General features: G+C 45.3%; 26 protein-coding genes and 1 tRNA gene. 20 read left to right on the top strand and 7 right to left on the bottom strand.

Annotated features, from left to right (window positions below):
• Positions 1-425 precede the first annotated feature (425 nt).
• On the top strand, positions 426-1,055 hold the full coding sequence (locus QUB06_RS29640) for a hypothetical protein (protein WP_333438318.1): 630 nt from the start codon (positions 426-428) through the stop codon (positions 1,053-1,055).
• 232 nt (positions 1,056-1,287) lie between these two features.
• On the opposite strand, the gene ureC is transcribed toward QUB06_RS29640, so the two are convergent.
• From ureC to QUB06_RS29670, 6 genes are all read right to left on the bottom strand, one after another.
• On the bottom strand, positions 1,288-3,045 hold the full coding sequence (gene ureC, locus QUB06_RS29645) for an urease subunit alpha (protein ID WP_333438319.1): 1,758 nt from the start codon (positions 3,043-3,045) through the stop codon (positions 1,288-1,290).
• 73 nt (positions 3,046-3,118) lie between these two features.
• Positions 3,119-3,790, bottom strand: a complete 672-nt coding sequence (locus tag QUB06_RS29650; RefSeq protein ID WP_333438320.1) for a DUF4276 family protein — start codon at positions 3,788-3,790, stop codon at positions 3,119-3,121.
• Entirely contained in the window at positions 3,787-4,929 is a 1,143-nt protein-coding gene (locus QUB06_RS29655; RefSeq protein ID WP_333438321.1) for an AAA family ATPase, read from the bottom strand. The genes QUB06_RS29650 and QUB06_RS29655 overlap by 4 nt, the downstream gene beginning before the upstream one ends.
• 156 nt (positions 4,930-5,085) lie before the next feature.
• Complete coding sequence (locus tag QUB06_RS29660; protein WP_333438322.1) at positions 5,086-5,397, bottom strand: urease subunit beta; 312 nt, start codon at positions 5,395-5,397, stop codon at positions 5,086-5,088.
• Between the two features lie 33 nt (positions 5,398-5,430).
• Positions 5,431-5,733 (bottom strand): urease subunit gamma, encoded by a 303-nt coding sequence (ureA, locus tag QUB06_RS29665; protein ID WP_015179363.1) that lies wholly within the window; start codon positions 5,731-5,733, stop codon positions 5,431-5,433.
• A 162-nt stretch (positions 5,734-5,895) separates the two neighbouring features.
• Positions 5,896-6,771 (bottom strand): urease accessory protein UreD, encoded by an 876-nt coding sequence (locus QUB06_RS29670; protein ID WP_333438323.1) that lies wholly within the window; start codon positions 6,769-6,771, stop codon positions 5,896-5,898.
• 203 nt (positions 6,772-6,974) lie between these two features.
• Here QUB06_RS29670 and fmdA point away from each other — a divergent pair, with 203 nt between their 5' ends.
• From fmdA to QUB06_RS29745, 15 genes are all read left to right on the top strand, one after another.
• Positions 6,975-8,150, top strand: a complete 1,176-nt coding sequence (gene fmdA, locus QUB06_RS29675) for a formamidase (RefSeq protein ID WP_333438324.1) — start codon at positions 6,975-6,977, stop codon at positions 8,148-8,150.
• A 280-nt stretch (positions 8,151-8,430) separates the two neighbouring features.
• A complete protein-coding gene (locus QUB06_RS29680; RefSeq protein ID WP_242722607.1) occupies positions 8,431-8,694 on the top strand; it encodes an FmdB family zinc ribbon protein in 264 nt (87 codons plus the stop codon).
• Between the two features lie 321 nt (positions 8,695-9,015).
• Entirely contained in the window at positions 9,016-10,350 is a 1,335-nt protein-coding gene (locus QUB06_RS29685; protein WP_333438325.1) for a type IIL restriction-modification enzyme MmeI, read from the top strand.
• A gap of 171 nt (positions 10,351-10,521) precedes the next feature.
• Positions 10,522-11,931: a DNA methyltransferase gene (locus tag QUB06_RS29690; protein ID WP_333438326.1), complete on the top strand. Its 1,410-nt coding sequence runs from the start codon at positions 10,522-10,524 to the stop codon at positions 11,929-11,931.
• 242 nt (positions 11,932-12,173) lie between these two features.
• Entirely contained in the window at positions 12,174-13,949 is a 1,776-nt protein-coding gene (locus QUB06_RS29695; protein WP_333438327.1) for an ATP-binding protein, read from the top strand.
• Between the two features lie 386 nt (positions 13,950-14,335).
• Positions 14,336-15,772 (top strand): hypothetical protein, encoded by a 1,437-nt coding sequence (locus QUB06_RS29700; RefSeq protein ID WP_333438328.1) that lies wholly within the window; start codon positions 14,336-14,338, stop codon positions 15,770-15,772.
• A 161-nt stretch (positions 15,773-15,933) separates the two neighbouring features.
• Entirely contained in the window at positions 15,934-16,341 is a 408-nt protein-coding gene (locus QUB06_RS29705) for a hypothetical protein (protein ID WP_333438329.1), read from the top strand.
• On the top strand, positions 16,334-16,792 hold the full coding sequence (locus QUB06_RS29710; RefSeq protein WP_333438330.1) for a hypothetical protein: 459 nt from the start codon (positions 16,334-16,336) through the stop codon (positions 16,790-16,792). The genes QUB06_RS29705 and QUB06_RS29710 overlap by 8 nt, the downstream gene beginning before the upstream one ends.
• Complete coding sequence (locus QUB06_RS29715) at positions 16,792-17,277, top strand: hypothetical protein (protein ID WP_333438331.1); 486 nt, start codon at positions 16,792-16,794, stop codon at positions 17,275-17,277. The genes QUB06_RS29710 and QUB06_RS29715 overlap by 1 nt, the downstream gene beginning before the upstream one ends.
• Complete coding sequence (locus QUB06_RS29720; RefSeq protein ID WP_333438332.1) at positions 17,274-17,543, top strand: hypothetical protein; 270 nt, start codon at positions 17,274-17,276, stop codon at positions 17,541-17,543. Before QUB06_RS29715 ends, QUB06_RS29720 begins: the two co-directional genes overlap by 4 nt.
• Complete coding sequence (locus QUB06_RS29725; protein WP_333438333.1) at positions 17,531-18,124, top strand: hypothetical protein; 594 nt, start codon at positions 17,531-17,533, stop codon at positions 18,122-18,124. Before QUB06_RS29720 ends, QUB06_RS29725 begins: the two co-directional genes overlap by 13 nt.
• Positions 18,114-18,401, top strand: a complete 288-nt coding sequence (locus QUB06_RS29730) for a hypothetical protein (protein WP_333438334.1) — start codon at positions 18,114-18,116, stop codon at positions 18,399-18,401. Before QUB06_RS29725 ends, QUB06_RS29730 begins: the two co-directional genes overlap by 11 nt.
• Positions 18,402-19,025: 624 nt before the next feature.
• On the top strand, positions 19,026-21,800 hold the full coding sequence (locus QUB06_RS29735) for a DUF3854 domain-containing protein (RefSeq protein ID WP_333438335.1): 2,775 nt from the start codon (positions 19,026-19,028) through the stop codon (positions 21,798-21,800).
• Between the two features lie 139 nt (positions 21,801-21,939).
• A complete protein-coding gene (locus QUB06_RS29740) occupies positions 21,940-22,269 on the top strand; it encodes a hypothetical protein (RefSeq protein ID WP_333438336.1) in 330 nt (109 codons plus the stop codon).
• A 32-nt stretch (positions 22,270-22,301) separates the two neighbouring features.
• Positions 22,302-22,586 (top strand): flagellar alpha dynein, encoded by a 285-nt coding sequence (locus tag QUB06_RS29745; RefSeq protein ID WP_333438337.1) that lies wholly within the window; start codon positions 22,302-22,304, stop codon positions 22,584-22,586.
• Between the two features lie 78 nt (positions 22,587-22,664).
• On the opposite strand, the gene QUB06_RS29750 is transcribed toward QUB06_RS29745, so the two are convergent.
• A tRNA-Leu gene (locus tag QUB06_RS29750) sits at positions 22,665-22,749 on the bottom strand.
• 196 nt (positions 22,750-22,945) lie between these two features.
• Here QUB06_RS29750 and ndhL point away from each other — a divergent pair.
• From ndhL to QUB06_RS29770, 4 genes are all read left to right on the top strand, one after another.
• A complete protein-coding gene (gene ndhL / locus QUB06_RS29755; protein WP_193972727.1) occupies positions 22,946-23,161 on the top strand; it encodes an NAD(P)H-quinone oxidoreductase subunit L in 216 nt (71 codons plus the stop codon).
• Positions 23,162-23,467 carry a DUF3007 family protein gene (locus tag QUB06_RS29760; RefSeq protein WP_333104690.1) on the top strand — a complete coding sequence of 102 codons (306 nt, stop codon included), beginning with the start codon at positions 23,162-23,164 and terminating at the stop codon, positions 23,465-23,467.
• A gap of 261 nt (positions 23,468-23,728) precedes the next feature.
• Entirely contained in the window at positions 23,729-24,526 is a 798-nt protein-coding gene (gene trpA, locus QUB06_RS29765; RefSeq protein ID WP_333438338.1) for a tryptophan synthase subunit alpha, read from the top strand.
• A 542-nt stretch (positions 24,527-25,068) separates the two neighbouring features.
• Positions 25,069-25,716, top strand: a complete 648-nt coding sequence (locus tag QUB06_RS29770) for a DUF6658 family protein (RefSeq protein WP_333438339.1) — start codon at positions 25,069-25,071, stop codon at positions 25,714-25,716.
• Positions 25,717-26,336 lie beyond the last annotated feature (620 nt).

The raw sequence follows: 26,336 nt of genomic DNA on the forward strand, positions 1-26,336 counted from the left end.
TTCTCCCGATTTCAATCCTATAGAATTATGGTGGTCGCAACTCAAATCTTTTTTACGTCAGTTCTCACCAACCACCAGCAAGATGGTTGACATCTTGCTGGCTACGGCCCTTGACGCGGGTCAATCCTAAGCACTTTAAAAACTGGTTTACAAGCTGCTGCTACTGTACTTCATAAACCTGGAATACGCTGTATTTGCCGATGCTCAATTGTCTGCTGTGTCCTTTCACCGAATATCTCACCTTTACTCAAAGAACACGATCGCGACTTACGCACTCCGACAGAGAAACCGGGTTTTTTACCGAATCTGCGAGTCACAACGCAGTATTTTCCTAAAAAACCCGGTTTCTGAACCCCCGTGCAAAAGCCCTAGCAAAAAAATGGTTTGACGCGCAATATACTGTTCTTAGCTTTTAGTTATTAATTATGGTAAATTACAGAACTGTATTGTTGTTCAATAGTCTAACTTTAGTGCTAGTTGGGCTAGTGACGGCGTGTCTGAGTTTGTTCGGTTCTTCAGTAAAAGGGTTATTTTTGCCGCCTTGCTCTGCCACGTATCCGGGTGCAGGTTTCTTTTTTTTAGCGTTTCAAATGTTATTTTATTTATCGGTAATGGTGTGCGCTTTTACCTTTGGATTGCTGAGAATTATTCAACCAGACCGCCCAGAAAATCGATTTATTCTATATTCGGCACTGTTTGCAGGTTGCTTTCTGTTCAATGAAGTTTTTCGCACCCACGTTCATCTTGGACGTGCGGGTTTCCCGAAAGTGACAATTGTCATATTTTACGCCTGGGTGGCAATTGCATACGGATTAGCTTTTCGGAGACAAATTCGCTCGACTCCCTATCATTTACTGCTGAGTGGCGTTGGTTTGTTATTTGTTGCCTTTTTTGCAGAAGCGCTGCCTTTAAAAAACGAGATAATTTCGAGCTTGCTGGAGGGAATACCGAAGCTGTTGAGCGGGATTAATATTGCACTTTATTTTTGGTTTTTGTGTCATGGTTTGATAGTGCGATCGCTCAATTTTTCTAACCGGAAACCACCTCCCGAATGAAGTAAAATGAAGATTGGCCGTTGGGTGGGGGCGGGTTTTTGAGATTGTCGGTTTTGGGCAAATATTGTTGGTAAAACCCTCCCCTACATGATTGTATAATCGGTTAAAAGTGAGATATTGCACCATTGTCAATTAGCCTTTTCTGAACAGGCAAGATGCCTGTTCCACAACATATAAATTTTCTTGTGGAACAGGCATCTTGCCTGTTGCTGACAATGCTGCAAAATATCAGTTAAAACAAAAAGTAGCGCTGCGCCATTGGCAAAACTGTTGCCGGTTCGCAAGTTAACAATTCCCCATCCGCCCTGACTTCATAAGTTTCTGGATCGACTTCCATTTGTGGCAAATAATCGTTGAGTTTCATATCTCTTTTACTAATTTGTCGGGTCCCGGAAACTGCTACAGTGGGCTTGTGCAAACCGAGCTGTGCGGCAATATCTCGATCGCGCGCAGCTTGGGAAACGAACGTCAGACAAGTCGCCCCAATCGCCCCGCCAAAACTACCAAACATCGGCCGCATATGCACCGGTTGCGGCGTTGGAATGCTGGCGTTAGCATCTCCCATCTGCCCGTAGGCGATCGCCCCTCCTTTAATTACCAGTTCCGGTTTCACCCCAAAAAAAGCCGGCCGCCACAAACACAAATCCGCCAACTTTCCCTCTTCCACCGAACCGACATACTGACTAATTCCGTGAGTAATCGCCGGATTAATTGTATATTTCGCAATGTACCGCTTCACCCGAAAATTATCATTTTCTCCCCCTGTGGAACGGGCATCTTGCCCGCCCAAACCCCCTGTGGAACGGGCATCTTGCCAGTTCAAATTCCCCCTTTGAACCTTCATTTTATGTGCCGTTTGCCAAGTCCGAATAATCACCTCTCCAACTCTTCCCATCGCCTGAGAATCAGAAGAAATCATACTAAACGCACCTAAATCGTGCAAAATATCCTCAGCAGCAATAGTTTCCCTTCTAATTCTCGATTCAGCAAAAGCCACATCTTCAGGAATGCCTCGATCCAAATGGTGGCAAACCATCAACATATCTAAATGTTCTTCTAAAGTATTGACAGTGTAAGGGCGAGTCGGGTTAGTTGACGAGGGCAAAACATTAGCTTGTCCGCACACTTTAATAATATCCGGTGCGTGTCCGCCGCCAGCACCTTCGGTGTGGTAAGTATGAATAGCGCGATTTTTAAAGGCGGCAATTGTAGCTTCCACAAATCCCGCTTCATTGAGAGTGTCGGTGTGAATTGCAACTTGCACATCGTACTCGTCAGCTACACTCAAACAAGTGTCGATCGTTGCTGGTGTAGTTCCCCAATCTTCGTGGAGTTTCAAACCCATTGCACCGGCAAAGATTTGTTCAACTAATCCTTGGGGTTGACTGCTATTTCCTTTACCTAAAAACCCTAGATTTACGGGGAAAGCGTCAGCAGCTTGCAGCATTCGGTACATATGCCAAGGCCCCGGAGTGCAAGTTGTGGCGTTTGTACCCGTTGCGGGGCCAGTGCCGCCGCCGATCATTGTCGTGATTCCAGAGGCGATCGCCACTTCAATTTGCTGCGGACAAATAAAGTGAATGTGAGTGTCAATTCCCCCAGCCGTGAGAATCATTCCTTCACCGGCAATTACTTCAGTACCAGGCCCGATAATAATATCTACTCTGTCTTGAATGTAAGGATTTCCAGCTTTACCAATTTTGTAAATTTTCCCGTCTTTAATCCCAACATCTGCTTTAACAATTCCCCACCAATCTAATATTAAAGCATTAGTAATTACCGTGTCAACTGCACCGTCTGCATTAGAAATAGGCGACTGTCCCATGCCGTCGCGAATGACTTTGCCACCGCCAAATTTAACTTCATCCCCGTAGGTTGTGAAGTCTTTTTCAACTTCTATGAATAATTCTGTATCGGCTAACCGGACGCGATCGCCCACAGTCGGCCCGAAAGTTTCCGCGTAGGCGCGGCGATCCATTCTGTAACTCATTTTAATGCACTCCTAATCAGATTTCCTAGAATTTTTGTCATTGCCCAAATACTTGAGTATACATTAATTTATGCTAAGAACCTTCTCTGTGTATACCTTCTATAAACTCAACCAATGGTTTGAAACATTGAGTACATTTCTCGGCAATTTCTTGATACGAAGTCTTCCCTAGTATCAATTTTGCATCCACTTTTTTATTGTATCCTTTGCCAGCATCTCGGAAAAGTTGCTCTACAATTTTCGAGGGGGGGCGAGCGTGATTTTGGTCTTCTACTGGTATTGTCCAGGTGACAGCTAGAGAAGTAACTCCTAGTTTACCTCGTAATGCAGATTCAGCCGCCAAAATCAAAGCTTCCATTTCGTATTTAAAACAAAAAACTTTGAAGCGTTCTTTGAGACGTTCATCCTGAATACCTTTCTTTTGTAATGCTTGAGAAAAATTCTCCATAATTCCAGCTTTTAGCTGTTGAAAAGTCTCATGGGGAAACCCTTTATTCTTAGGATATAAGTCTGGCAAAAGAATTACAATTGAATTCGGAGTCCTGCAAAGAATATTAACAGCTTTTATTGGAGCATTCAGCAGCAACTCTTTTTTAGCGTCACCTCCTCTATCATTGTTCTCTCCTTTGATTGGAAAAAACTCTATACTGACACCTTCTTCAGATTTTTGGTCAATCAAATTTACTAACAATGCTTCCATTGCATTTTTATCAGATGGCCCTTCTACATAGATAATTACCCTCATGGTAGAAGCTCCAATTCATCACTGCGGTGGAGTTTTTCAATTTCCTCTGTCCCAAAGTCATCAAGCATATCTGTTAAAACTTGGGAATTACCAGGTTTAATAAACTTTGATTCTCCATTCTCCTTTCGCATCACAGCAATTTGGGAAATATCAAATTGGGTTAAAAAATAAGAAGAATGAGTAGCCAAAAGAACCTGAGTGCGTTCAGCAGCTTTTTCAAACAATCCTGCTAAAAGAGGGAGTGTCCGAGGATGAACACCTTGATCCGGCTCATCAATACAAATTAGAGAGGGTGGTTTCGGGTGCAAACAAAGACAAATCCAACAAATTAATCTTAGAATACCATCGGATAAATCCGCAAGACTTAAATCCTGGTTAATCCCCTTTTCCTGCCAAAATGCGATAACTTCTCCCGGCCCGCCGCGAGCTTTTACAGTCAATTTTTTGAATCCTGGAATAACTGATTGTAAATGTTGTTGCAGGTCATCAAAAACGGCGCTATGTTCAGTCATTAAATAGTGTAATACTGAACTCAAATTGCCTGCATCTTCATCCAACACTGGTTCTTGTTCAATGAGGACAGATTTGCGAATTTTGTGATTAGCAATGTTAAATGAACTGTAAAATTTCCAACCCCCGATATACTCTCGTAGTTTATAGAGAGTTGCTAAATCTGGATTTGTTATTGTCCTGAGTGCGAGTTGATTGCGTTTTGGAAATACGCGATTTGTCTCTGCATATCCTGGTTCGCGATACAAACCTTCAGTACCTTTAATATCCATGAACAAATGTTGAGATGACTCCACTCGCTCGAAAGAAATTTGCGGATTGCTTCTCGGCCCCATGAGTTCTCCTTGATAGGAGATATTAGACTCACCTGTATCAATTTTCAGCTCCCATTCAAACTTTTCTGAGCCGGGAATATGGAAAATCTGTTGACCGATAGAACCCTTAATAATTTCGTTAGGAATCTCGCTTTCCATACTGTCGGTCAAAAATTTTAGAAACTCAAACAGGCTTGATTTCCCAGAACCATTAGCTCCGACAATAATTTCTAGTGGTTCCAATGGAGCAGTAAAATCTCGGAATGGTCTATAACCCTGAATTTTGATTGAGGTTATTCGGGAGTGCGGTGTCATTTCGCTACCTGTCGTTTTAGTAATATTGTTGATAATACAGGACTTACGCACGGCTGCCAAAAACCAGGTTTCTCTGTCAATATCTATCGCATAGATGCACAATTTTTCTCAGAAACTGGGTTTTTCGCGTAAGTCCTATAATAGTCTAATTGTCTCTCATCCATCTAACTCACCATTCACTATCCCATTAAATCCGTAGACTTGACGACTACCAACAAACGGCACTAATTGCACTTCCCTTTCATCTCCCGGTTCAAACCTGACTGCTGTACCTGCGGGGATATCCAACCGCATTCCTTTGGCTTGTTCTCGATTAAATTCTAAGGCTTCGTTTGCCTCATAAAAGTGATAGTGTGAACCAATTTGAATGGGTCGATCGCCTTTATTTCCTACCAGCAACCGTACTGTTTCACGCCCTGCATTTAGTTCTATTTCACCTGCTAAAACAAACATTTCCCCTGGAATCATTTTTGCCTCCTGTGAGTCTCTGTAGTTGATTTTTTAACGGATCGGATCGTGCACTGTCACCAACTTAGTTCCATCAGGAAAAGTCGCCTCAACCTGGACTTCATGCACCATTTCTGGTATCCCTTCCATCACATCTTCCCGCGTCAGGAGAGTTGTTCCATAACTCATTAAATCGGCGACGGTGAGGCCATCTCTTGCTCCTTCTAAAATGGCGGCGGAAATGTAGGCTAGTGCTTCTGGATAGTTTAATTTTAAACCTCTTTGTTTCCGGCGCTCTGCTACCAGGGCGGCGGTGAAAATCAGCAGCTTGTCTTTTTCTTGGGGGGTGAGTTGCATTTTTATTCTTGTAAGTGCGAGCGCATTATTTGATTATGATATCGTTTACGGTTGTTTGTGAATGATTAAACCGCAAAGGGCGCAGAGGGCGCAGAGGAAGAGAAGACAGAGATGAATAATCTAGTTAGGAGGGCAACTATACATTGAAACTCAAAGATCATCCTATTTTATCCAAACTCTGGGGAAACAGCAAGGGCGTTGTGAAAAAGATAAGCGCAGCAAGTGCCAAATGCTGACAAACCAGTCTCTCGCTGCGGTGGTGGATGTACCGCGATATCGGCACAGCAAACCGTTAGGAATACGAGTCACGCCGACGGTGGAATTACCAGGATAAATGGTTGCCTCAGATGGCAAACTTCGCACTTTTTCCACGAACTCTGTGGTGACGGGTTCGCCTACCCAAGCGAGGGTGGCGACTACGGGTTTTCCTGCGAGGCAGTGAGGGCTTTCGAGCATTTTTTCTCCACCTTTGAGCAATTGTCTGTCAATCCATAAAGGGCTGTTTTGTTGCCAGACTTCGGTGTGCGAGATCCATTCTCCCGACAAGAACTTTTCGCCCCTAGCACTGCGTCCAAATCGGGTAATTTCCCACAGTAAAATCCTCGCTGTTGGTGCTAATTCTACCCGCAAATTTTGCCGACATATTGCGCCGTCAAAAACTATTGTTTCCTGTGGCAGCCATTCTAAATTAGCACCGATATCTAGTTGAATGTCGATATTTTGTTGTGATTCTACTCCGCTGCTGCGATAGATTTTACCAGCGGCGGCGCTGGTAATCAAGGCTTTGGCGTTGGGTTGGAGGTGAAAATGGCTGGAAAGTCGATCGCCCCCGACAACTCCCCCAGCCGTGTGCAAAATGACGCTGTGGCAAATCTCTTTACCTTCAGGATAAAACGGGCGCTGCACCTTGAGGGGCGCTTGCATTTGATTGTGAATGATTTGAGTTGCACCGCTGCGGTTAGCGTAGGCTAAATTCAGGCTGCCGTGCCAGCCATTTTTAACTTGATCTATATGTTGTTTGGTCAAATTTTCAGTCACTAATTTTTTAATTTAAAAACATTCCCCATCAAAAACATACCACGACTGCGGCGCTTCCCTGCAATTACTTAAATAATGATAATCGTTATCTGAAATATTTTTGGTTTCTGCACTTATTAGTATAATAATTTACATTTATCAACCATCAGATCGGCGAAGATGCGCGTACCATGTAAAAATCAGTAACTAGAGGAGTGCAGAATATGCCTCAAGTTCTCTTCAAAGTTGACTTGACCAAACCGATGTCTGAACAGGAATTAGTCGGTCACAATCGCTGGCATCCAGATATTCCAGCAGTAGTTTCCGTCAATCCCGGCGATGTATTTCGCATCGAGTGCAAAGACTGGACAGACGGACAAATTAAAAATGACGACAATCCCGACGACATTCGCGATGTAGACTTAACAGTAGTTCACGTTTTGAGCGGGCCCATTTACGTTAACGGCGCCCAGCCAGGGGATATTTTAGTAGTCGATATCCTCGATATCGGGGCTTTGCAAGGGGACGAATGGGGTTTTACGGGCATTTTTGCTAAAGAAAACGGCGGCGGTTTCTTGACCGAACATTTTCCGACTGCTGCTAAAGCAATTTGGGATTTTCAGGGAATTTATACAGCTTCCCGACACATACCAAAAGTTAGGTTTGCTGGGATTACTCATCCGGGTTTAATCGGCTGCGCTCCTTCTCAGGAATTGTTGAATAAATGGAACAAACGGGAAGCGGAATTAGTAGCAACAAATCCCGATAGAGTGCCGCCTTTAGCAGCACTGCCGAACCCCCAGAATGCAGTTTTGGGGTCGCTGCAAGGGGCAGAATTCGAGCGAGTTGCGGCAGAAGCGGCGCGCACAGTTCCTCCCCGGGAACACGGCGGCAATTGCGATATTAAAAACCTGTCGCGGGGTTCGAGAATTTATTTCCCGGTTTATGTCGAAGGCGCGAAACTTTCGATGGGAGATATTCACTTTTCTCAAGGAGATGGGGAGATTTCATTCTGCGGGGCAATTGAAATGTCGGGGTACATCGACCTCCACGTTGATATTATCAAAGGCGGCATGGATAAATACGCGATGGTCAACCCGATTTTCAAACCCGGGCCGGTGGAACCCCGCTATTCTGAGTACCTCGTTTTTGAAGGGATTTCTGTTGATGAATTTACGGGTCAGCAGTATTATATGGATGCCCACGTTGCTTATCGCCGAGCTTGTTTGAATGCGATCGAATATTTGAAAAAGTTTGGTTTTACCGGAGAACAAGCGTATTTGCTGTTAAGCTGTGCTCCGGTTGAGGGTCGCATCAGCGGCATTGTTGATATTCCCAATGCTTGCTGCACGATTGCTTTACCGACAGAAATTTTCCAGATGGATATTCTGCCGTCTTAATTAGTAGGGCGGGCCGGCCAGTCAAGGGGGTGTGAACTTAAGACTAAAGCCCTCTGTATCTCTCGCTTTTATCCGAGTCTAGATCCCCCTAAATCCCCCTTAAAAAGGGGGACTTTGAGCGCTCTTGTCCCCCCCTTTTTAAGGGGGGCTAGGGGGGATCTAGAGGAATGTGACTCAGACAGCAGACTGATACTAACTTTGACCTTAAGTTGAACTTAAATTAACACAAATGCGCGGCCCGCCCTAGTCATTGCATCCAAATTTACCCTCAAAAATTGATATGCCTCTTTACGATTTTAAGTGTGAAACTTGCGGCATTTTTGATAAGTGGCGCCCTCTTGCAGAAGCAGATACACCGGTGCTTTGCCCGAGTTGCGAAACTGTTGCTAAACGCATCTTTTCGCCGCCGATGATTCTAACTGGAAAGCTGCGGTTGAAAGGTCAAGAAAATCGGGAACCGCAGGTAGTTAAGCGTTCTGAGGAACCTAAACCGCAGCGGAATCGCGAACACCGAGGCGGACGACCTTGGATGATCGGTCACTGATCCAGTTTGATATTCCGACAGTCAGATAGTCCGGCAGGGAATGAATTCCCTGCCTCAAAGCGAAAGTCCTCGCTATGAGGACTGTAAAGTTAGTATTTGCTTGCTGTGCGTAAGTCCTGTATTTCAGTCGGTTTCAACCGACTTTTGCTATTAGACAGGGACTTCAGTCCCTGGCGGGCCTGGCGGGCCTGGCGGGCAAAGGAAGTATGAATCATTTCTACTCTCTTTAAAAAAGGCTAGGGAGTATCGAAATTTTAAGCGATCGCTGCGTAACTTCTAACCAGATTATACTAATTAATATGCGTTTTAAATTATCCTCCCATGCCAGCCACCCCTGAAAGCCTCCAGAAATTCGTTAGCTACTGCCAACAACACATTACAGGCGATGAAAAAGGACAAGCACAGGTATTTTTAGACCGCTTCTTTCGGGCTTTCGGCCACGAGGGGGCATTAGAAGCAGGCGCAACCTATGAGGAACGCATAGAGAAAAGTAGCAAAAAAGGTCAACTCGGATTTGCTGATTTGGTGTGGAAAAAGCACGTTTTGATTGAAATGAAAAAGCGCGGAGAAGACTTGACTAAAAGAGAACACCGCACCCAAACAGAACGCTATTATATTCGCCTCAAAAAAGACGATCGCCCGCGCTACGTGATGATGTGCAATTTTGACGAGTTTCACATTTACGATTTCGACCTTCAGCCGGATCAGCCTGTAGACATTATATCCCTAAAGCAATTGCCCGCGCGATCGCCCGCTTTTGCCTTCATGGAATCTACGAGCCGCCGCCCCATATTCAAAAACAACCAAGTCGAGATTACCGAAAAAGCTGCTAGCAGAATGGGGATGCTGCTAGAAATGTTAATCGAACGCGGCCAAGAGCGCAAATTTGCTAAATTTAATCAGTTTCAGGCCCAGCGATTTGTGTTGCAGTGCGTCTTAGCAATGTTTGCCGAAGATAGGGGACTTTTGCCGTCGGCACTCTTTACTCGCTGCGTCAAAGATTGTCTGGAAGGAGCAAGTTCTTACGATGTCTTGGGCGGCTTATTTCAAGCAATGAATCAGCAGGGAGTCACGCCCGCAGGGCGTTATGAAGGAGTCGAGTATTTCAACGGCGGATTATTTTCGGAAATACACCCCATTGAACTGCAACAAGGAGAGTTGAAAATATTAGAAGTTTGTGCCGAACAAAATTGGAGCCAGGTACGGCCTTCTATTTTTGGCAATATCTTTGAATCGGCTTTGAAAACAGATAAAAAACAGCGCCGCGCCTACGGGATTCACTTTACTACAGAGGGAGACATTCGCCGCATTGTTTTGCCCACAATTAGCTATTACTGGGAAGAGCGAATTAACGCTGCAAATACGGTAGCAAAACTGCAAAATCTGCACCAAGAATTAGGTCGCTATCGCGTCCTAGATCCGGCTTGCGGTTCGGGTAATTTTCTCTATGTAGCTTATCAGGAACTGAAGCAAGTCGAAAAGTTACTTTTAGATAAGCTAAACGAGTGCGACGGTACAAGAGGTTATATGAATTTAGTCACGCCGCAGCAATTTTACGGCATGGATATTAACTCGTTTGCGGTGGAGTTGGCGCGGGTGACACTGATGATTGGCCGTAAGGTGGCGATCGATAATTTGGGGGTCTTCCGTACTTAGTATGCTAATTTAGCTTTAAATTATATTGAAAGCCTTGCAAAGCAAGGCTTTGAGGATTATTTCAGATAAATCTGTCTTTGAGCCACCTGCGAGCGCACTGAAACCGCGTATAGCTAGCTCTGAGGCACTCGAAACTAATAATTTAGCATAGCAAGTACGGAAGAGCCTAATTTGGGATTGAAAGAACCTTCTCTGCCTTTAGATACTTTGGATAAAAATATTGTCTGTAAGGATGCTTTATTTACTGATTGGGTGAAGGCTGACGCGATTATCGGCAATCCTCCGTTTTTAGGCGGAAAGCACATGAGGATTGCCCTGGGAGATGAATATATTGACGGCGTGTTTAAACGCTTTCCTGATGTGAAAGATTCGGTTGATTTTTGCGCTTATTGGTTTCGCATAGCTCACAATAATTTAGAACTAAATGGCCGGGCTGGTTTAGTTGCTACTAATTCAATCAGTCAAGGTAAAAGTCGTGCTGCTGCTTTAGATTATGTCGCGCAAAATGGCGGTCATATTTATGCGGCAGTTTCTACTCAGCCTTGGTCTGGGGAAGCTAAGGTTCATGTCAGCTTGATTAACTGGAGCAAGGAAAAGCCGAAAGTTTACTATTTAGATAATCTCGCGGTTTCTAGTATCAACTCTTCGCTACAAGCAACTATTGATGTTTCTCAAGCTGCTAGGTTGTCAGCGAATTTAAACAAATGCTTTCAAGGTGTAATTCCAGTGGGCTTGGGATTTATGGTTACTCAAAAGCAGGTTAATGATTGGATTAAAGAAGATAGTAAAAATCAAGAGGTTCTTAAACTTTTTTCAATGGGGGCAAATCTAGCAAAGAATCCTAACGGTATGCCGGAACGCTGGATTATTGACTTCAATGATATGAACATTGAAGAAGCGAGTGAGTATGTGCTGCCTTTTGAGTATGTGAAAGCTAATGTCAAGCCTGAACGGGATAAAAATCGTAGAGAAGTAACTAAAGTTAATTGGTGGAAATATGCCGAAAAACGACCAGCAATGAGAAAGGCGATCACCCTTTTATCTTACTACTTCACCGTACCCAGAGTCTCAAAATGCGCTGTCTTCATTCCCGCTCCTGTTAGTTGGCTACCTGGAGACAAATCAGTAGTTGTTGCCTCTGATGATTTTTATGTTTTTGGCATCTTAACATCGAAAATTCACCGAATTTGGATGAATGCTCAAAAATCTACACTTGAGGACAGAACAGCTTACACCCACAATACCTGCTTTGAAACTTTCCCATTTCCGCAGACACCGACTCGTAAATCAGTAGAGCAAATTCGGGCAACGGCGGTCGAATTGCATCAATACCGCACTCAACAAATGTCAGCAAAGCAGTGGGGAATTACTCAACTTTACAATAAATTTTTTGAAGAACCAACAAGTCAACTTTATAAACTTCATGCTAAGCTCGATCGCGAATGTAATGCAGCTTACGGATTTACTGACAGCGACGATATTTTAGCAAAAGTGCTGGAATTAAACCTAGAACTCGCAGAAAAAGAAAAACGGGGAGAACCGGTAGTTGGGCCTGGTGTCCCAACTGACTACAAATACTAATCGCTGTTACCCTAAGTTTTGTAAATTTGCGTATAATCACATAAATTGTTGATAGAGATCACAAACACTCTAGCCTAAAAAGAGAGATACTAGGGGAAGCGTTGAGTATTGAGGGGTGAGTTTTGAGTGAAAAATTTCAAAATTCCAACTTCAACACTCAAAACTGCTTTCGACCTTCAGCATAAGTGCATTCTGCTTTTCTTCGCTCAATTACTCCTGATTAGTTTGGGAGGAACTTCGCAATGTTATTATTTAACCACAGTCAGTCCAAGAATAGCAAGGTAGAGCAAAAGCACTATGCTCAAAAACATTTGTTACAAAATTCCACTATTAATATAACTGGGCTAAAGGCAGAATGCAACCGTTTGCGGATCGGTCAAAAAATTAGCTATGGCTATGCTTTAGCTATCGGCATAGCGATTTTGGGAACTGGTGGGGGACTGAGATTGGGAGACTACTTTCACCAGCAAGCTTTAGTTCAGGTAAATGTTGCTGGGCAGCAGCAGCAAATGCTGCAAAATTTGCAAAATACTGTATTTGAAGCCCGATCGCACGCGGCGAGATTGCCCGCTGTTTTGGGAAACGCGGTGTTGCTGCAATACGAACACGATCGCTTTTTCGGGCAAATCACTCAGGCGAAAATCCTGATTTCAGAAATTGAATCTTTCGCACGAGAACATCCCAAGAGACTAGCAACAGAAGAGGCAGCATTGCACGCTATATTGAAGAAATCTGCCCTCGTCATTGATGACTACGGTCAGCTAATTAAATTGCAGTTAAAAGAAGCGGAAGTTTGGAACTTGCCTCCCAACAGCATCGAGTCCGCACAGCTACAAATGTTGAGGAGTAGCAGTGGCAAAGAGGCGATCGTACTAGATAACCTTGCTCACAGTTTAACCGAGCTAATTTCTAAAGTAGAAATTCACAAACAGCAAGGAACCCAAGCATTAGAAGAAGCTGAAAATTTGCGAAACCGAATTATTCTCGGAAGTATGCTAATTTCAGCACTCATCGCCGCCACGCTAGCGGACAAAACCAGCCGCGCGATCGCCCAACCCCTCGAAACCGTTACTAATGTCGCTCAGCAAGTTGCTCGCGAATCAAATTTTAACCTGCAAGTACCAGTCACAACCGACGATGAAATCGGAGTTTTAGCGGTCTCTTTCAATCAATTAATTCAGCGAGTTAGCGAGTATACAAAAGAACTAAAAGAAACTCAATCCCAATTAATTCAAACCGAAAAAATGTCATCTCTCGGTCAAATGGTTGCAGGGATAGCCCACGAAATCAACAATCCTGTCAACTTCATCGGGGGCAACATTGACTATGCCAACCAATACATCAAAGATTTGGTAGATTTGGTAACTCTCTATCAAGAATATTATCCCAACCCACCAGATGCCATTCTAGATCGCATCGAAGACATTGAACTCGAATTTCTCCGAGAAGATTTACCAAAAACCCTCTCTTCGATGAAAATGGGAGCCGATCGCATTCGCGAAATTGTCGTATCCATGCGGAATTTTTCGCGATGCGACGACGGAAAAATGAAAGCAGCCGACATTCACGAAGGAATTGATAGCACCCTCGTAATTCTCAATCATCGGCTCAAACAAGGTATTCAAGTTATTAAACAATACGGCAATTTGCCTGCGCTTGAGTGCTATCCCGCGCAACTGAATCAAGTATTTATGAATATTATTAGCAATGCAATAGATGCGCTGGAGGAGGTAAAAAAGGAAGATCAAGGCTATTCCCCAACGATTTGGATTAGCACGGAAATTACAGCCGACAATACTGTCACCGTCAAGATTCGGGATAACGGGCCGGGAATGGCAGCAGCCTGTGCCCAACAGATATTTGACCCATTTTTTACTACAAAGTCGATCGGCAAAGGCACTGGATTAGGATTGGCTATTTCCTATCAAATCCTTGCCAAGCATCACGGCAAAATTGAGGTAAATTCTCAAATAGGACAGGGCACGGAATTTGTGATTACTTTGCCAGTTGCTGCGTAATATAGGACGGGCTAGAAGCCCATTCCACCAATTTGGGACGGGCTAGAAGCCCATCCCACAAATCCTGCAAGAATTACTATAAGCTGGCGCGCATCTAATTTGAAGAATCCTCTTTCTGAAAACTCTTGTGGGCTGGGCTTTGAACATCGCCCGAAAAAAATAAAGTTAAATGCCGCAACAGCTTATTAACTCACAAATGATTGAAATGGATGGGGGCGGAGGGACTTGAATTAGCGCCTTGCTTTAAATCTACGATTTTGCGTCGTTTCAGCTCTTCTTTTGACTCACAGTGAAAGTGCTGTTTTGCATTTGAGCGAAAACTAAGCAGCTTGCTGTACGCTGAATACAGCAAGCAAACTCAACACTGTCAGAGGATTGAGCGAAAAATGAGCGAGAAATCTAATTCCGTCACAGTAAGTACCAGCGCTGATTACCTGATCGGCTACGAGCGGATTCTCGACTACTTCAAGCAAGCGCAAAAAGAATGCCCCAAAGGGGTAGGACTAAAGAAGGATAGCAAGGCTAAGGGGTCTTATATTACCCTCCAATTCAAACTAGGTGACAAGCGGGTCAACAAGACCTGTGGGTGCTACCTAACGATGCAAGGTATTACTGATGCTCTGAGAAAAACTCACCTAGTTGCTAGTGCACTACAATCTTTCTCTAGTGAGAGTCAGTTTTTAAGCTGGTACGATGATGTGATCCTAGAAAAGAACGTCGTCAAGAATAATTTGATGACGTTCGGTGAAGCCGTCGCAAAAGTAGAGCAAGAATACTGGGATGGACGTACTAAACGCCGTCAGCAGCGTGACAGGAGTAGTATTAGTCAGCAGTATTCTTGGAGATGTGTTTATGGTGACTATTTCAAACTGTTGCCAGAGGATAGAATTGTAAACTTGTCAGATATTCTCTCAGTAGTCAACAGCAAAAAACAAGGTACTAAATGTTTTAAAAACTGCCTGTGCGCCATGCGGAAGCTAGCTGAGACTATTGGTAATACCGAATTACTTGTTCGCCTCAAAGAAGTTGACGGTACGCAAACAGAATTTCGCGAAGACCTTCAAACCTTATCGGTTAATGAATTCTTGAAGCTTCATGATGATGTCTTAAGTATCCCTGATGATGATAGACGCTATAATCTGGAATCGCGTCAGCGATGGTTGTGGGTATTTTCGATGCAAGTAGTGTACGGCTTCCGGGTCCACGAAGTCTTTGCCGTTCAGAATATCGACAAACCATTTAAGACAAAGGATGGTGTTATCCTCCCTGCGTTGACTGAGCCAAACAATAAAAAAATGATTGCTGTAGTTGGTGACAAGACACTATTAGATACCACAACCAAAACAGGCTACCGATTGTGTGTACCAATGCTTCCGCCTACTCATGATGACTTGATAGAGTGTCTAAAAATTAGGTCAGGCAAATTGCCTGAAATTCACTCAAATTCAAACAATCCCAAGGTAATTGTTGGTATATATAACGACCGCGCCCGGAGAGCTTTGAAAAGATGGAACAAAGGTTTTACTCAGTCTCATGCGTTACGTCATTTAGCTAATCTTAATGGTCAAATGGCGGGAATGCCTCAAGAGATGAGGGCTAAAAGCTTGGGACATTCAACACAGATGAATGAAGGTACTTATAAAAAACGAGCCAATACTCAGACAACAATTGATTTACTAACTCAGTCCACAACAGAAGCTATTCCATTGGGTAGTGCGATCGGGGTACTTAAGCAGTTGGGTAGTGATGTGAAAAATATCAAATTGCTAGCCGCTATTTATGGCATTACGTCCGATGAAGTGATGGAGTTGTTAGCCGAATAATTTGAAACAAAACTTTACAGTCCCGGTGTTGACAAGGGATTGTAAGTCTGCAATCGTGAGTAACTAAGGAAGATTGATGCGCGACTGACTAGCACTTGCAATGCTAATCAAGTCACGACTTCCCCAAGCCGTTAGCTGAGAACGTTTGGAGCCGAATAATTATGACATTTTTAGACGATCGTCTTGACGGACGATCGCAACACTTTACATTTCCCCGTCGCGAGTTATTGCAGAAAATCGCATCGGCCCCTTTGCTGTTTTTTGTGCCACGTATTCAGTCCGCTACCCTACCCCTCAATGGGTATCCTTTGCCAAAATTCAATATTGGCGACTTGATAGCTAGCGACTGGGTTGATGACGAGGACGAGGACGCTCCCGACTCTGCCACTGATTTTGGCGAAATTTTAGGTATGCGGTGGCTACCAGAAGTTGAATCGGGTTTGGCTGCAAATACCTGGGTGTATTTTGTGCGGTGGACACACAGCACGATCGGCGCTTATTCGTGTTACCCGTGCTATGACGGCGAACCAAGCAGGGAATGTGACTTGAGGCTTGTCAGCCATGACTAAACCAACCGTCAGCTACCGTCGCATTGACCAACTCAGGGCGATCGCCTTTGACCGTGGTTTCACCAACGAAGACGCCAGACTGTTTGGAAAACTCAGCAAAACTGCCACATGGGAAGCGCTGCTAGAACTGTACCTCGTTGACGGTGAAACGCTAGACACAGTGCTAGACAACTCGCTAGACACTGTAGACACAGCACCCGAACCGCTTGACACAAAGAATGTAGACAGTGTAGACACCCTTGACTGGACTAACGACGGTTCATTCCCTGTGTGCGGTTTCACCCGCCAGAATTCCACCTTTTTAGACTGGGTTGACTTCGGGCAACTCATCGCACTCGCACTCGCATCGGCGGGGGTGTTTATGCTGGCTATGAGCTTGTGGCGACAAATCAACCCCTTGAATTTATTTCCCCCAGTCCGCGTAAACATTCAAATCGGAGCTTCAAAATAATGGGAACAATGACCCGACTGTTCGGTGGCGACAGCAGCGACGCCATCAGTCACAAGAGCGAGAAATTAACCGCTCCGACTGATTCCAAAGTAATCACCCCTTTGAACCCTGGCAATTTTGCCAGCATCCGCACATCGCCTGTAATCGAGGCTCCGCGCTACTTTGACAAGGAAGAAGCCGACAAACTGAAGGAGCTTGCCAAGGAAAAAACCGAGGGCGCTCGCTATGCCAAAAAAGCCTACAAGTCAATGGGCAAAATTGAAGTAGCCGATGGGGTGGTACACAAAGCTCACAGGAAATACGAGAAAGTTGTTTCGACTGTGGAACTCGGCAAGAAAAAAGCGGACGTAGGATTAGCCAAGCATCTACAGGGGTTGCGGCCGGGTTACGCCCGCCTCGGCGTTGGTCTAGAGAACGCTGAAAATCGCGCTACCGAAAGAATTGAGGCAATCAAAGCCAAGTTGCTTGGAGGTACTAAAGAATGATAAAAGCGATCGCCCTGGGCAACTCATTTCTGCTTACGGCGATTGCTTCCAGCCTCCTGTGCTGGGCAGCATCGCTTGATAGCGCTTTGCTCCAATTCGTGCAAGCAATCTTTGCCCTCAAACTCATTATTTCCGCTTCTGCTTGGCTCTTAGACGATGCTATTATTGCCATCTTAAAAGTTGATTTAATGCAGTTTCGCTTTCGGTTAATCTCTAGCTCTGTGGCTGCTTTGATAGGTCTGGGGGTAATGCTATGTCGCTCCTAAAGGTGTCTGTGCTTTCGTTATCTGGCATTACTCTTTGGCTTCTGCCGCCGTTTGTTTTTTCCCGTCGAATTCCTCTGCATAATTTCATGCAAGGCGTTGCCCTAGTGTCGAGTTTTGCCTGTTGCTTTGAAGCCCGTAAAGGTGCTTTGAAATTAGCAAAAGATGAAGAATTCGAGGCACTGAAACAAGCGGCTATTGACAGCGACGTGGTGCATGAAATCAGCACATCAGTATATGTATCGGAGGAAGTTCGCAAGAAAGAAGCTGAAGAACTTCTGGCAGCGAACTCGCGAACTGAGCAAGAACAGGAGGGAGAACTGGAGGCAATAAGAGAATCGCTAGAATTGTTGCTGAATAAAACTTCTAGCGATTCTGGCGAATTGACAGTGGCGAATTTATCACCTAAGCGGCAAGAACAAATCGAACTGATTCTCCAGTGTTACGCGAGGGGTATCACTGGCAAGAATAAAATCCTCAAAGAAGTTTGGGGAGTCTCTGCGGGTAGCAGTCAAGCGTACCGCGATGCCAAGGCCGAGTATGAATTCTTGATGCCGTTTGTGAAGGGAGAAAATGATGACTAGACTGCCAAACATCCCAACTACAGCAGCCTTAAAATTGACTGGCACTAGGTCAGAAATAGAGCTAGTATTGGCAGTTTTGCGAGGCAAGGATTTCTTCTGGAAAACTAACGGCAAGTTCTACCCGCAACGGGGGGAAGAGAATCAGTACGCTTACTACCTCAATGACTTGCAGTTACCTCAGCTCGGAGTAGCAGTCCCGCCACCAACACCAGGGGAGCCACAACCTCGACCTTGGGATGCGGTTCTGGGTGGTCAGGGCGAAAATCATCAACGTTGAGGCTGAGTACAAACGCTTAATCAGAGAGGAGGGTAGCACACTTTGAGCAAACCACATCCAGCACGTATGTAGATGTTCCAAGGCCGTAGGCCTTGTGACTATCCAACACATATGTAGACAGATGCAAAACGTATGTAGATTTTGGAAGCCCGTAGGGTTTCCAAGCAAGCAGCACATATCTAGATGGATGCAAAACATATGTAGATTTTGGAAGGCCTATGGCCTTCCAAGCAAACAGCACAGTTCTAGAACAGCGGTATTTTTTGCAACCCACAAACCCTTGGCAATCTACCCTACGCAACTGCACCATCATCTGAGCTGGTACTGTCTTGTATAATTAGTGAACGCGCTTGCTTGAAATGGATTCCACGTTTCGCGGCTAAGAGGGGGAGTAGAGCAAGCGTTTATGGCTAACAGGATGTAGAGCGAGCCGCCAATACCGAGTTGCCCTGAGCCTTCACTATTTTTCCTAATCCTTTGCTGGTAATGGGGTTAGGCGACTAAGCCAGTCGCCTATATTCTCTAATGCCTTAAAACTATACACACAGCAAAAAACCGCTCTCTTTGAAGTTTGGCGACTGCAAGAACGGCTTTATTGCTGACTTACCCAAAGGTAAAACAATCATGTCTCATAATAATAACCCGACTAACGGGCAACTTTCAAGTACCGCAAAATATCTTTCTACCAAGCACCTCGCTGAATGGTGCGAGGGTTCAGCCGTATCAGAAGCGATCGCACGTCTCAACATCGAATCGCTGACCGCCAAAGAACTCAACGAGCGGGTATGCCCCAAAGAACCCATTAAAACAGGGGGCTGGTGGTATCGCGGCGTTAACTGGCGGACAGGCGCATTTATGGGTACACGGTACGGACAAGGCAAGCCAGACAAGGCACATCATCCCGAAGGTTCCAAGGAGCGCAAATACCTAACAAGTAGCGGTATGGAACCCGACGCAATCTTCCTAGCCATGCCTGATAGGGATTATTGGGCAAAAGTTCACGCTGACAAATCCATCCCCCGCCATTGGACAGAGGGAGCCAAAAAATCCGGCGCGGGTTTAAGTCTTGACCTGGCTGTTATCGCACTCACGGGTGTTTGGAATTGGGGCGAAGACGGAGAGCTGGCAAAGTTTGTCAGGGAGTGGGCACAACCCGGCACCATCCACTACATAGACTTTGACTCCGACTATGCGGCTAACCCATCTTGCCGTGCAGCCATTTTGAAGTTTGGCCGCTTACTGGAACAGGAGGGCTGCGAGGTACACGTCACGGTTTGGGATACCAAGTTTAAGGGGATGGATGACTTTATCAAGGCTAACGGCGGTGACGCCTTCAAAGAGGCTGTAGCGAACGCGCCAACTCTAGCCAAGTGGGAGAAACAGCTTAAGAAAGGCGATCGCAAAAATAACACAAACCCTAATGTTTCTTTAACTCCTCACCCGCGCACACATGAGAATGTAGTATCTTTGTCATCCTCTAGTAGTGGAAGTGACTACATCCCGGACACAGCGCCTGCCGGAGAGCAAAACTTTGTACTGAAAGCTGAGGAATACCTCTATTCCGAGGGGCATTGGGTGTCTATCGCGGGGCAACTTTATCGGTTTACCGGCACTCATTACGAGTTGCGCCTAGAGGTGGTAGAGAAGCGACGTATTCGAGACTATCTGAGTAATTACGTTGAGATGGTTCGCTCAGTTCCTCGCAAGAAATACGCCAATTCTGCAAGCATTAATCAGGTTTATGACTGGGTAATTGCAGGGTTTGCGGTAGATCCAAACATCATTAACCCTGATGGGCTGAACACCCTTAATGGGGTAATTAAAGTCAATCCTGACGGCACTTACAACGTAGAGCCACATGATCCAAAAAACATCTATACCTATGTCGGGTGTAAGTATGACCCCACGATTGACCCGGCAGATTGCGATCGCCTTTTAGAATGTTTGGAGCCATCCCAGCGAGAAATTTTCCTGCGGACGGCGGCTGCTGCACTTAACCTAAAACTGGTGCGCTCAAAGTTGACGGGGCGAGGTGTAAAAGGGTTGCTCTGCCACGGGGAAGGCTCCAATGGTAAAGACACTTTGCGCGCCGTGCTCGCTGCCGTTTATGGGAACGGGATGACTGGGAAGTCTTTGTCTGACTTCAGAGCCTATGATACTGGTCGCAAGTTTAATCTGTCAGGTCTGCTAGGGGGTGTCTGTAACTGGGCTTCAGAGAACACTGCAAAAGTAGACCTAGACAATATTCAGAGTCTTAAGCAGTTCATTACTGGCGACCCGATCGACATTGAACCCAAAGGTAAGGACAGCCACGAATACAAACCGGTTGCTACTTTCTTTGCTAATTGCAATAAGTTGCCATCCATCACCGGAGGAACCGAGGCGATCGAGGGCCGTTACGGAATCCTAAATTTTGAGAAGACTTACGCCAAAAATGCGATCGCTTCTGAGGGGCAATTAGAAGCTGACCCGCGCTTTAAGGATGATGAAAAGTTCATTTTGGAACAGATTGCACCCGCGATGCTTAACAAGATGTTGGAGCGATGGCCGCTACTACTTTCTGAGGGTATCGACTACAAGGCAACCAAGGAAGCGATGCAGAAGGCTCAGGAGGAAAGCCGCCATCTCTGGCAGTTTGTCCGCGACGCTGGCATTGAGGTACAAACTGGCGGCCGCATTTACATCAAGGATTTGTGGGAGCGACTACAAGAGTGGTATGTGGAAACGGGGACATTGGAAATTGAACAGAGTACGAGCGATCGTAAAGACAAGCTAATTTGGCATGATCTACCCAACAAATACGACACGCCTGTAAAGGCTATAAATCAAGTATTTGCAAGGTTTTCGGAGATATTTCCTAAACTCAAAAGGTTGCAATATAACGGGCGAGACGAGATGGAGCGTAGAGCGCAATGGTATCTCTCTGGAATTGGCTTTGTGCAAAATTCTGAATTACCCGTGAATCTTGCTCTGCCAGCTCTGCCAGTAGACACAGAGGGACTTACAGCCCTGCCAACTGCTCTGCCACATCATGTTGGCAGAGCAAGTGGCAGAGCAAGTGACAGAGCTACAATCCTTTCGGAGAGCGCTGGCAGAGATGGCAGAGCAATTTCTTCACCTTATGCGGAACTTTGCAATTTACTCTCTCAACTCACTGCTGATGAGCGGCAAAAAATAGCAGATTTACTCACTGGCATTCCTTGTTCTGACCCCATCAAAGCTTTCAGAGTCGGAGACAAAGTGGCAGGCAACAAGCCAGAGGACTCTAGCTACAACTGGCACGGTCGCATCGTTGAGATTACCACCAGTATCAGTTGCAAAGTGGACTGGCAAGAGCGCGAGGGCAAGAAGGGCGGACGGGTAATCTCAATGCTCTTCTGTAACCTGCGGAAAATTTAGCCGCTACCTGACAATTGACAGCTCAATCCCATCCCCCTTAACTGGGGGATTTTCGTGTAGACAAGTTCTGTAGACAAATTGTTGACACTGTAGACAGTCCTCTGTTAGTGTAGACAAATACTGTATACAGGTGTCTACAATGAGTCAAAGTCAAGTCGTATCATTCAGGGCTTCCGGCCACTTCCTTGACTGGATAGAAGCTCAGAGGCTAGAGGGAGAGTCGGTAAGTCAAGCTGCACAACGCATTCTCAAGGAAGTCTCTGGCACGTCTACATCATTGTCTACAGTGTCTACAGCGAACAACGATGCTGTGTCTACAGTGTCTACAAATTTGTCTACACGAAGCAATGATAGCGTCGTGTCTACAGATATTGTAGACATTGTAGACAAGGCTGTAAGTTCAAGCATTGACCCCGTGATGGAGCGTATGGCCGCCATTGAGGAACGGCTGGGAAAATTGAGTGCCTGAGCGAGGGCAACGATGAATCGCTCAGGCAGGAGTTGAAAGTAGCCAACAAGCAACTTACAGAATGGGATACAGAACTGAATCAGTTACACGAGCGCAACGGCGATTTAGGACTGAAGGTGCAGATGCTGGAGCAAGAACTCAAGGAAGCGCAGCGCGATCGGGAAGCAAATAAAAACTCAGCTCCGACCGTCGCAGAATTCCCGGAGCCGGCTGACTTGCTCAATAAGTTAAAAGCGCGGCGTAAAAAGTCCGGGGCAAACTTGGCAGACATAGAGGTGGTTTTGGAAATACTCGACCACTCTCAAAAACGGAACTGAGCGAAAGATGAGCGGAAAACAGAACTCTTACTGGGGCAATAAGTCTGAAACCATTGACTCACAAAGGATAGAATTTCATGGGGGCGGAGGGACTTGAACCCACACGACCGTTTCGGGTCAACGGATTTTAAGTCCGTAGCGTCTACCATTCCGCCACGCCCCCCTTTGGTCAAGCTGCTGTGGTTTTGAGCCACTGAGAGCAACAGCCTTTTATTCTACAGCCAAAACCCCAATTTACGCAACCCCTAATCAAAAAATTCCCAAAAGTCGCGCTGGCTCTCCCCAAGAGGTACAATAGTTAACCAGCTAACGGAGCGTGTCAACCGACTACCCGTGTTATTATTCCTCTAGAGCAAAAAATGTATATTACCTTACTGCTTTACGCCGTCTTGGCAGGAGCCTACCTCCTGGTAGTACCCGCGGCCACCTACGCTTACCTGAACAGCCGCTGGTACGTCGCTACCTCTTTTGAGCGTGGCTTCATGTACTTCTTGATGTTCTTCTTCTTCCCAGGTATGTTTCTCCTAGCTCCATTTTTGAATTTTCGGCCCAAACGGCGGCAGATAGAAGCCTAAATGCGACGTATTGACGTAATTGGAATCAGTGTCGGCTTTTTTGTAGCAGGTGGGTTTGTCTACTTGCTACTTCAATTTGCCGGACTCGACAGCATGAATGCAGGGATTTGGAGTCAGTTGTTTTTGGTCGCCGGCTTGATTGGCTGGCTGGTGACTTATTTATTTCGAGCACTGACTCAAAATATGACCTACAGCCAGCAATTGCAAGACTACAAAGAAGCTGTCTTGCAGAAGCAGCTAGATGCACTCACTCCTGAAGAATTAGCCAAACTTCAAGCCGAAATTGAGCAGGAAAAAGATAATTAGTTATTAGTCATTAGTCATTAGTCATTAGTCATTAGTTATTAGTCATTAGCAATAAACGGTGAAATAAAGACTGCCGACTAAAAGCTAAGGAAGATAAATATAGACCGCCAAGTAATGATTGCTGACTAATGACTAATGACCGCTGACTAATGACCAATGACTGATGACTAATGACCGATGACCAATGACTAATGACCAATGACTGATGACTAATGACCGATGACCAATGACTAATGACCAATGACTGATGACTAATAACTAATGACTATTTCTAATTGTTTTGAAACGTTACGCAAGAACCACCAATGTGCATTGATTCCTTTTATTACTGCTGGCGACCCAGACTTGGAGACAACGGCTAAAGCACTGCAAATTTTGGATGATAACGGTGCAGATGCGATCGAGCTTGGCGTTCCCTATTCTGACCCGCTAGCTGACGGGCCGGTGATTCAAGCCGCTGCTACAAGAGCTCTACAGCGGGGAACGCGGTTAGATTCGGTGCTGGAAATGGTAGCGAAAGTTAGCCCGAATTTGCGATCGCCCATCATTCTCTTCACATACTACAACCCGATTTTGTACCGAGGTATAGAAACGTTCTTGCAGCAAATTAAAAGTGCTGGAGTTCAGGGATTGGTTGTACCAGACTTGCCCTTAGAAGAAGCAGAAAGTCTCATCCAACCTGCGAACAAATTAGGGATTGAACTAACATTATTAGTTGCTCCGACAAGTCCCAAAAGTCGCATAGAAGCGATCGCTCGTCAGTCTCAAGGATTTATTTACTTAGTCAGCGTGACGGGGGTTACGGGAGTACGCGAAGGCTTAGAAACGAGAGCAAAAGAGTTGCTGCAAGAACTTCGCGCCGTCAGCGACAAACCCATCGGCGTCGGGTTTGGTATATCGCAACCTGAACACGCTCGCCAAGTGAAAGAATGGGGTGCAGATGCTGCGATTGTTGGTAGTGCTTTTGTCAAACGCTTGGCTGAAGGAACTCCAGAACAGGGTTTAGAGGCGATCGGCGAATTCTGCAAAAGTCTAAAAACAGCGATTCAAAATGCTTAGTAAGTGTGCACATACTTTCAGCCATTAGACAGATGTGTGCGATCGGGATAGGTCACGACAATTGCGATTAAAGACCTTGTTGTACTTGAGATCATACATCCACTGCCTTCTGGTTCCTGACCGGAAGGTTTTTTTTTAACTTAAAAAAACGCAAAACATCTCAACCTAGTGCGCGCACACAGAACCCAACAGCCATGTAGGGAAACAGCATTGCCGTGTCCGGCACGGCGTGCTGCGACTTTTAATAATGGGTAAAATATTGAGGATTGTCCATTCCTTCTTCCTGATTGCTGATTTCTATCCGCTCGCCAAGCCGAAGAGCCTTCTTCCTTCTCCCTTCTCCCTTCTTATTTCTTCCTTCTTCCTTCTTCCTTCTTCCTTCTTCCTTCTACTATAACTTCAGGAATCTAACTTGAGATAGATGAAAAGCTCCTGTTTCTATTCGTATACTAAAAAAGTGTTTAAGTGCCTAATTTGGTAAGGCTAGACATCTACAAAGCCACAAGGCATTTGAGAATCTCACAATAGAAAGGAGCATTTTTATGAAGAGACTAACTGCATTTCTGAAAAAAATTCGAGCTGTACAAATTTTAACCGTGTTTCTGGCTGGCATTTTAGTATTAGTGAGTACGGCCTGCAGCGGCGCTGGTGTGGCTGCAGGAAAAACGGATGTGATGGCAGGAAAAGCTGATGCGAGGGTAGGAAAAACAGCCGACCAAATTAGAGAAGAAGTACCTTCAGGGGCTGTAACGTCCGAATTCAAAGGCGGCATGAACGACTACCCCGATGTCGATCCCAGAAACAAAAAAGTTACAACAACAGAAGCAAAAGCTGAGCTTCTCAAAGAGCAAGCGCAGCACCGCATCGATACCAAATCTAGCAACAATGTAGGCGAAAATGTGCGGCGGGTAGCGGATGACGCCCCTGAGAAACTCGGCCAAGTTGGTGAAAAGGTGAAGGAAAATGCTCGCACCGCCCAGCGCAAAGCTGATAACTTTGGCGACAAAACCAAACAAGGCTTTTCTAATCTTAAAGAAAACACTCGCGAAGGCTTGAAGGGAGCAAAAGATATTGTTAAAGAAGCCACCCAGGGAGCAAAAGAAAGAGTATCAGAGGGTACTGAGTCTCTGAGATATGGTACCAGCGGCGGCCAAGAAAATATCAATGATGCAGCACGAGATGCAAGATAGAACGCTGAAGATGCCTCGGACAAGGTTGGCTAGAAAGTGAGTCGAGATATTGACATAACTCAACGAGTGGAAGAAACAGCGGCAGACGCGATCGACTAATCTCAAATAACGCTGTTTCCTTCTCGGGAAGCTAGATTCCGACAGGGGTTATAACCCCTGTCGGAATCTAGGTAAAGTCAATCGATTTTAGATTAAAGATTTTAGATTAAAGAATTGAAGCATTGACCCCACGGATAAATTCGGGCGCTTGTTTATCGGATACAGGTTTTTTATTCCTCCGTCCTGAGTCTGCGAAGGAATGAATCCGAGGGCTTGTATCCTGGATGCTTTCGGTCAATCGATTTTAGATTAAAGATTAAAGAATTGAAGCACTGACCCCACGGATGAATACGGGGGCTTGTATCCTGGATGCTTTCGGTCAATCGATTTTAGATTAAAGATTAAAGATTAAAGATTAAAGAATTGAAGCATTGACCCCACGGATGAATCCGAGGGCTTGTATCCTGGATGCTTTCGGTCAATCGATTTTAGATTAAAGATTAAAGGTAAGGATTCAGGTCTGAGAGTGGGGAATTAAAGAAGGCATAAATAAGTCACAAGAATGGGCAGATATAGCATCA

Origin of the sequence: Microcoleus sp. D2_18a_D3 (genome assembly GCF_036702455.1) — a bacterium.
GTDB lineage: Bacteria > Cyanobacteriota > Cyanobacteriia > Cyanobacteriales > Microcoleaceae > Microcoleus.

Bases quoted from the DNA above. Each gene is read 5' to 3' on its own strand.
- QUB06_RS29735 (WP_333438335.1), top strand. From the start codon at position 19,026: ATGTCTCATAATAATAACCCGACTAACGGGCAACTTTCAAGTACCGCA.
- QUB06_RS29720 (WP_333438332.1), top strand. From the start codon at position 17,274: ATGATAAAAGCGATCGCCCTGGGCAACTCATTTCTGCTTACGGCGATT.
- QUB06_RS29640 (WP_333438318.1), top strand. From the start codon at position 426: ATGGTAAATTACAGAACTGTATTGTTGTTCAATAGTCTAACTTTAGTG.
- QUB06_RS29715 (WP_333438331.1), top strand. From the start codon at position 16,792: ATGGGAACAATGACCCGACTGTTCGGTGGCGACAGCAGCGACGCCATC.
- fmdA (WP_333438324.1), top strand. From the start codon at position 6,975: ATGCCTCAAGTTCTCTTCAAAGTTGACTTGACCAAACCGATGTCTGAA.
- QUB06_RS29770 (WP_333438339.1), top strand. From the start codon at position 25,069: ATGAAGAGACTAACTGCATTTCTGAAAAAAATTCGAGCTGTACAAATT.
- ureC (WP_333438319.1), bottom strand. From the start codon at position 3,045: ATGAGTTACAGAATGGATCGCCGCGCCTACGCGGAAACTTTCGGGCCG.
- QUB06_RS29730 (WP_333438334.1), top strand. From the start codon at position 18,114: ATGATGACTAGACTGCCAAACATCCCAACTACAGCAGCCTTAAAATTG.
- QUB06_RS29695 (WP_333438327.1), top strand. From the start codon at position 12,174: ATGTTATTATTTAACCACAGTCAGTCCAAGAATAGCAAGGTAGAGCAA.
- QUB06_RS29680 (WP_242722607.1), top strand. From the start codon at position 8,431: ATGCCTCTTTACGATTTTAAGTGTGAAACTTGCGGCATTTTTGATAAG.
- QUB06_RS29650 (WP_333438320.1), bottom strand. From the start codon at position 3,790: ATGAGGGTAATTATCTATGTAGAAGGGCCATCTGATAAAAATGCAATG.
- QUB06_RS29660 (WP_333438322.1), bottom strand. From the start codon at position 5,397: ATGATTCCAGGGGAAATGTTTGTTTTAGCAGGTGAAATAGAACTAAAT.
- QUB06_RS29710 (WP_333438330.1), top strand. From the start codon at position 16,334: ATGACTAAACCAACCGTCAGCTACCGTCGCATTGACCAACTCAGGGCG.
- QUB06_RS29705 (WP_333438329.1), top strand. From the start codon at position 15,934: ATGACATTTTTAGACGATCGTCTTGACGGACGATCGCAACACTTTACA.
- QUB06_RS29685 (WP_333438325.1), top strand. From the start codon at position 9,016: ATGCCAGCCACCCCTGAAAGCCTCCAGAAATTCGTTAGCTACTGCCAA.
- ureA (WP_015179363.1), bottom strand. From the start codon at position 5,733: ATGCAACTCACCCCCCAAGAAAAAGACAAGCTGCTGATTTTCACCGCC.
- trpA (WP_333438338.1), top strand. From the start codon at position 23,729: ATGACTATTTCTAATTGTTTTGAAACGTTACGCAAGAACCACCAATGT.
- QUB06_RS29725 (WP_333438333.1), top strand. From the start codon at position 17,531: ATGTCGCTCCTAAAGGTGTCTGTGCTTTCGTTATCTGGCATTACTCTT.
- QUB06_RS29655 (WP_333438321.1), bottom strand. From the start codon at position 4,929: ATGACACCGCACTCCCGAATAACCTCAATCAAAATTCAGGGTTATAGA.
- ndhL (WP_193972727.1), top strand. From the start codon at position 22,946: ATGTATATTACCTTACTGCTTTACGCCGTCTTGGCAGGAGCCTACCTC.
- QUB06_RS29740 (WP_333438336.1), top strand. From the start codon at position 21,940: ATGAGTCAAAGTCAAGTCGTATCATTCAGGGCTTCCGGCCACTTCCTT.
- QUB06_RS29700 (WP_333438328.1), top strand. From the start codon at position 14,336: ATGAGCGAGAAATCTAATTCCGTCACAGTAAGTACCAGCGCTGATTAC.
- QUB06_RS29760 (WP_333104690.1), top strand. From the start codon at position 23,162: ATGCGACGTATTGACGTAATTGGAATCAGTGTCGGCTTTTTTGTAGCA.